Source organism: uncultured Nostoc sp. (assembly GCF_964245445.1).
Taxonomy (GTDB): domain Bacteria; phylum Cyanobacteriota; class Cyanobacteriia; order Cyanobacteriales; family Nostocaceae; genus Nostoc.
On record NZ_CAXTNE010000400.1, the window covers coordinates 1 to 5,420 of the forward strand.

The 5,420-nt window shown below is 37.2% G+C and carries 8 protein-coding genes; 4 read left to right on the forward strand and 4 right to left on the reverse strand.

Annotated features, from left to right (window positions below; translation table 11 throughout):
• Together ACFE90_RS35860 and ACFE90_RS35865 are read left to right on the forward strand one after the other, a co-directional pair.
• Positions 1–993 (forward strand): TonB-dependent receptor domain-containing protein (locus ACFE90_RS35860; protein ID WP_375507014.1); only part of this gene is annotated, 993 nt, incomplete at its 5' end.
• A 299-nt stretch (positions 994–1,292) separates the two neighbouring features.
• Positions 1,293–1,589 carry a hypothetical protein gene (locus tag ACFE90_RS35865; RefSeq protein ID WP_375507015.1) on the forward strand — a complete coding sequence of 99 codons (297 nt, stop codon included), beginning with the start codon at positions 1,293–1,295 and terminating at the stop codon, positions 1,587–1,589.
• 57 nt (positions 1,590–1,646) lie between these two features.
• Here ACFE90_RS35865 and ACFE90_RS35870 read toward each other — a convergent pair whose 3' ends face one another.
• Both ACFE90_RS35870 and ACFE90_RS35875 read right to left on the reverse strand, forming a co-directional pair.
• Positions 1,647–2,117 carry a GNAT family N-acetyltransferase gene (locus ACFE90_RS35870; protein WP_375507016.1) on the reverse strand — a complete coding sequence of 157 codons (471 nt, stop codon included), beginning with the start codon at positions 2,115–2,117 and terminating at the stop codon, positions 1,647–1,649.
• Between the two features lie 244 nt (positions 2,118–2,361).
• Positions 2,362–2,637 carry a hypothetical protein gene (locus tag ACFE90_RS35875; RefSeq protein WP_375507017.1) on the reverse strand — a complete coding sequence of 92 codons (276 nt, stop codon included), beginning with the start codon at positions 2,635–2,637 and terminating at the stop codon, positions 2,362–2,364.
• A 465-nt stretch (positions 2,638–3,102) separates the two neighbouring features.
• Between ACFE90_RS35875 and ACFE90_RS35880 the strand changes: the two genes are divergently transcribed.
• Together ACFE90_RS35880 and ACFE90_RS35885 are read left to right on the forward strand one after the other, a co-directional pair.
• The gene (locus tag ACFE90_RS35880) at positions 3,103–3,519 is read left to right on the forward strand and encodes a hypothetical protein (RefSeq protein ID WP_375507018.1); all 417 of its coding nucleotides are present in this window, start codon (positions 3,103–3,105) and stop codon (positions 3,517–3,519) included.
• Between the two features lie 11 nt (positions 3,520–3,530).
• On the forward strand, positions 3,531–3,731 hold the full coding sequence (locus ACFE90_RS35885) for a hypothetical protein (RefSeq protein ID WP_375507019.1): 201 nt from the start codon (positions 3,531–3,533) through the stop codon (positions 3,729–3,731).
• Between the two features lie 456 nt (positions 3,732–4,187).
• Here the strand turns inward: ACFE90_RS35885 and ACFE90_RS35890 are convergent, their stop codons facing one another.
• Both ACFE90_RS35890 and ACFE90_RS35895 read right to left on the reverse strand, forming a co-directional pair.
• Positions 4,188–4,757, reverse strand: coding sequence for a hypothetical protein (locus ACFE90_RS35890; RefSeq protein ID WP_375507020.1), 570 nt, complete (start codon positions 4,755–4,757; stop codon positions 4,188–4,190).
• Positions 4,758–4,790: 33 nt separating this feature from the next.
• Positions 4,791–5,420 (reverse strand): hypothetical protein (locus ACFE90_RS35895; protein ID WP_375507021.1); only part of this gene is annotated, 630 nt, incomplete at its 5' end.

Sequence of the window (5,420 nt, forward strand, 5' to 3'; positions counted from 1 at the left end):
CCCTGCCCCCTGCCCAAACGAAGTAAGGCATCTCACAAAATCGCATCGCTCCCGTGGAAAATTACTTCCAATAATAAATTGCGTTGGGGATTAGATTTGAAAAACACCGATTTAATCGGTGATGTTTTGAGTACAGATCCTACTAGGATTACCGAAAACGAAAAGGAAGATCGGAGTTTGTTCAATACAGCTTTATTTGCTGTCAACACTTGGAATATTAGCGATAATTTTCTAATAGATTTAGGGCTAAGGCAAACCTTTGATAGCCAGTTTGGAAATTATCTCAATCCTAGTTTTGGGTTACGTTATGCTGTCACACCAATAGTAGCAGTGCGTGGAAGTTGGGCAGGGGCACAACGCAATCCTGGGTTAGATCAGTTGTATGTTTATGATACGGTTCATGGTTGGACACCTAATCCTGATTTAAGCCCGGAAACTGGCTCTACTTGGAGTGCAGGAGTAGATGTAAACTTTTCTCAAAATCTGATTGGACAGTTTACTTACTTTGGTAGTAGTATAGGCGATCGCTTGGGAGTCATCGCCGGAAGATGGGAAAACATTGGATTAGTAGATACCAATGGTTTAGAAGCAGCTTTGCAATTTAAAATTGCGGCTGGCTGGTCAACTTTCCTCAACTATACTTATACAGATGCTCAAATAAAAACAGGTACAGAGAAAGGTTTGCAGTTAGGTTTAATTCCCTACTCTGTACTTCAAACTGGTGTAGGTTATGAAAATGCAGGATGGCAAGCTAACTTGTATATTACCTACAATAGTGGCGCTCGCAGATCCATCTTTGCTAACTCTACTGACAAGCCTACAGATTTTGCACCATCTTTCGTGAATTTAGATTTCACCGGTCGTATACCTTTAACTACCAATTTAGGATTGACAGTCTATTTAGAAAATCTACTCGGTGAGCAATATGAGCGAGTTAATCGCATATATAGCCCTGGATTCACTTTTCGTCTGGGTTTAAACGCTAATTTTTAGGTATTAAATCTAGAGATTTTGCAATAACAAAATCTCTGCTTTCCTCTGTGCGTTGCGCCAGTTGCTACCCTGTGGGAACGCTAAGAGCGTAGCAAGATCCCCGTAGGGGTACAAGTCGGGGTACCGCAAGGGCGCACTGGCTTCTCTGTGCCTCTACGGTTTAAAAGTTATTTATTGAACCACAGAGGCGCAGAGAACACAGAGAAAAGATAAAAACGATGCACCGCCGTACAATATGGTGCATTAGGCTAAAGCCTTAATGCACCCTACTTAAGATTTACTTTTAATCTAAAATTGACATGAGAGCCAGAATTGAAAATCAAATACTTTTTATCCACCACGAAGATTTGCCAGAGTTGAAGAAGGGTGGTTCGGTGGTGAGAAACTCTTATTTCTGGGCGCTACGTTCAATTGCTGGTAAAGCTTCGCGTTATCGTGATTGGGAATACGAACCGGAGGTTTGGCTAGCGCTTTCACGAATGCTTTTGTCGTTTGCTGAATCTGGGTATTTGGGTCTTAGAGAAACATTGCTGGAGTTTCCTTTATCTCAAGGGGAAATTCCTAGTTTGCTGCGAGATGTTTCCACTTTTGAGTAGGGTTGCTGCCGTGAGGATCAAAAAATATGTAAAATATGCGCGATGCAGACAAGTGTTTCAGATGGGAGCTTGATACTTCATAAATAGTACAAAAGCTTTTAGTAAATTCTTTCGTAATTGAGACAGGCGAAACTTATACTTGAGTGATACTGGTAATTCCTCATAGCTGACAGATATAAAGCCTCTTTGAGCGTAAAAAAATTCTAATTTATGTTTTAAACATTTTAAATAAAGCAGTTGAGTAGATTGAGCAATTAAATGCTGTATTATAAAAGTCCCTAATCCCCGATTTCGGTAAGCTGGTAAAACAGATAGACTGCCAATTTCTTGTGCAAATTCAAAGTTTCGTAGCTGTCCGAAAGCTACTAAAGACCGATTATGCTCAACAACCCAAAATTGCTGCCATTTTAGTTGAGAAGGGTCAAGTCTTCCTCTAATAATAAATAAACGAATTAACCACATATCAAAAGGTTTCGCTTTGCGAATAACGTACCCAGGTGGCAATAAACAATTATATGTATTATCCATATAGTCATCTAATCATACTGTTAATATACCTTGATTATAGGACTTACGCATTGACAAGAAATACCAAATATGAATCAAGGTTCAAAACCATATCTTTCGTAAGGGCACAGCAATGTTCCCTACAGCATGGTCTATTTATGATCGCAGGATAATTAAGAAAAGCCTGAAAACTTCCTATTTTAGGTAATGCACATCACAATGCATTTGTACAGTGCGTAAGTCCTAGATTAATTAAAGTGTTAGTTTAGATTATTTGGGAGTGGGCATTCGATACCGCAAATGCTTGTTCGGCGACAGCATTTGCTTGTTTGACGACAGCATTTGCTTGTTTGGCGACAACATTTGCTTGTTTGGCGACAGCATTTGCTTGTTTGGCGATCGCATTTGTTATTTCGGCGATCGCATTTGCTTGTTCGGCGATCGCATTTGCTTGTTTGGCGATCGCATTTGCTTGTTTGGCGACAGCATTTGCTTGTTTGGCGATCGCATTTGCTTGTTTGGCGACAGCATTTGCTAGCAAATATACCTGATCAGAAGAGGATGGTGAGACAAGGCGGAAGAATTACTGTGAGTCTTAGGGACTTCCAGAAAATAAATTATCCAATTTACTCAGATAATATTTTTTTTTCTCCCCCTGCCCCCTGCCCCCCTGCCTACACCGCGATAGGATATTTTTTTAGTTGGAAGTCCCTTACTCCTTGTACTCTTATGCCCCTACGTTTCAAATATACGAAAGTTGCTGTAACTAATATTAGATGAATAAAATAATGCTTGCACTCATCCGGCACTCAAATGACGTTTAATCCGTCACGATTAGCCATCATAGACAAACCCTAGTTATAGCAGTCGCTAAAGCCGTTAGGACAGTTGGCAGGAAACGCGCCTTCAAGAACATAGCTTTGTGATTTTATTGTTGTCCTAAGCTTCTTGTCCGTTGCTATAACAGTATTGCTCAAGCAAGGGTAGTTGTGAGAAAAAAATTAAAATGCAGCAGTTAGTGGAGGAGAATAACGTGAAAATAGCGATTATTACTAAAACATTCATTACATCCATCGGTTTGCTAGCTTTATTTGCCCCAAGTCAGGCATCGGCTCAACTTATACCGCAACCTTGGGTTTCAGTCGGTGGAAAAGATGGTGATGTAACTTATGCTGTAGGAGCTAGGGCTTTAAATTTTGGGGTTGAGTTAGGAACTGGCCCTGATGGTGCTACGGGAGTAGATGTTTTAAAATTTATCAGTTTGCCTGTAATTTCACCTTATGTAGGAGTTGGACTTTATTCAGAAGATAAAGGTGTTGCAGTTTCAGGTGGCGTTCAGGTAGGTGCTACTAATAACGTTTTTGTTGGTGCTGGTTACAATTCTATTCGTGGGTTTAACGGGCAACTGGGAATAAGATTTTAACAGTTATCAGTTTGAAAGGGGAAGCGGCAGGGGTGATTCAAGATGCCCGTAATTTCCAGCAGATGCTTAATCGATTGCAACAGCTTAAAAAGGAGCTAAACCAACTGAAACTAGAAAGCTTGCAAGAGGAAATTCAAAAGGGTATTGACCAAGCTCAGAGAAGCGAACTCCTGGATGGGGAAGAAGTTATAGTACGGCTCCAGGCTCGCTAACAGGCTGCTTTGGCTGACACTTGATGATGAGCTTATAGTCCAATACCGTTCAGTTAAAGATAATTGTAGGTTGGGTTTGACTTCGTTCAACCCAACTAATGCCTGAAAATGTTGGGTTTCGTTCCTCAACCCAACCTACGCAATTTATTTTTTGGGCTTAACTGAACCGTATTGGACTATAAGCTTCCACATTAATTTTGCAATTGAAATACCACCCCAACACATCAAGGATTTGAACAATTGATGTAAGATTAAAAACTATTTTTAACAAATACTGTAGTTTTTATTTATTCCCAACACAATTATTATATTCAATAACTTTTCAATTAAATTATTTAAATTTTGAGAAATCTATACAAACAACTTATTTATAATTAGCTGTAGAAATAATTCTATATTGTTAGAAGTGGTTATAAAAAATTTAACTTGTATAATTACGAGCAAACTATTTAATCTTTAATTAATAAAAATTTGTTGAATCTCATTAACTCTTAATTCACGATTTCTCCCTATAACAATAGGAGATACATCAATTATAGTTACATTTTTACCTATTAAATCATCAGGATTTTGAATTAAACTTGTAGAACCATTTCTTGAAATGAGTTGATTAAATGTATCTTCCATTAATACAATTCTATAACTTTGGTTATTATGGCAAGATAATCTATAGTACAATATTTTACCACTATAAATTTCACATTCTTGAACTTTACCAATAAAAGAACTAGGTTGGAACAATTGTGCTATGGGTTGTAACGATACCCAACCAGCTGCAACTACTCCTAAATACAGTGCAGTTATATCAAATCCAACTTCCTTCTCAAGAATTGTCCTAAGATTTGCTGATGAAATTAATTGCCAAAATAAGCTTATACTAGTTACTAAAGCACCGGAAGCCAAAGCCATATTAATTGTAATTACTAAGTTTGGAAATTGTCTTCCACTACGAAAAAAATAAAGTATTAGGAAAGATACAGAGATAATTCCCCACAAAATCAATTTATACGAGTTGCTGATAGCCATTAATTTTCTTCCATTAACAAAATATTTGTCGTATTAAATTTGTGTGAATACACTAAAGATACCACCTATAACTGCACCGCAAATAGAACCAGGAAGATGGCCAATTAATCCTCCAAGTAATGCACCTCCTAAAGCAGAAGTAATTACGTTTCTGCCCTGCCTCCAAATATTAGGATTATTTATATTTACACTAATTAGACCAAAAACCCCCCCTCCGATTGCACCAACAATTGAACCAGTTATACTTGCTATTAAACCTCCAAAAAATGAACCTCCTAATGCTAAACAAAATAAATATTGTCCAGTTGCTAATAAATTTTTAAGTTTGATGTAATATGTTACTTCAATGTGTGAAGCACTGCCTAGCTGAAGAAAAGACCCATAGATTATTATAGACAAAATAGAACAAAGTATAAGATAAAAATTTGAAGACAATAAAGCATTAAAATCTAATTTATTTAAAAAAAATGTCGATACTTCTAGACTAGAATGAGTGATCCTTATGAAGATTTCTTCCCAATCAATTAATCTTAAGAAAAACAGTCCCCCGCTAAAAAAGGCAATTAGATTAATAACTTTTCTTAGCCTAAAAAATATAAAGCTAGCTTGGTTTTCTTCTGATATATTAATAGTATGATCTGGAGATTTAGGTATAGATATAAT

Coding starts and splice junctions, on each gene's coding strand:
- ACFE90_RS35890 (WP_375507020.1), bottom strand. CDS start 4,757: ATGGCTATCAGCAACTCGTATAAATTGATTTTGTGGGGAATTATCTCT.
- ACFE90_RS35880 (WP_375507018.1), top strand. CDS start 3,103: ATGCAGCAGTTAGTGGAGGAGAATAACGTGAAAATAGCGATTATTACT.
- ACFE90_RS35870 (WP_375507016.1), bottom strand. CDS start 2,117: ATGGATAATACATATAATTGTTTATTGCCACCTGGGTACGTTATTCGC.
- ACFE90_RS35865 (WP_375507015.1), top strand. CDS start 1,293: ATGAGAGCCAGAATTGAAAATCAAATACTTTTTATCCACCACGAAGAT.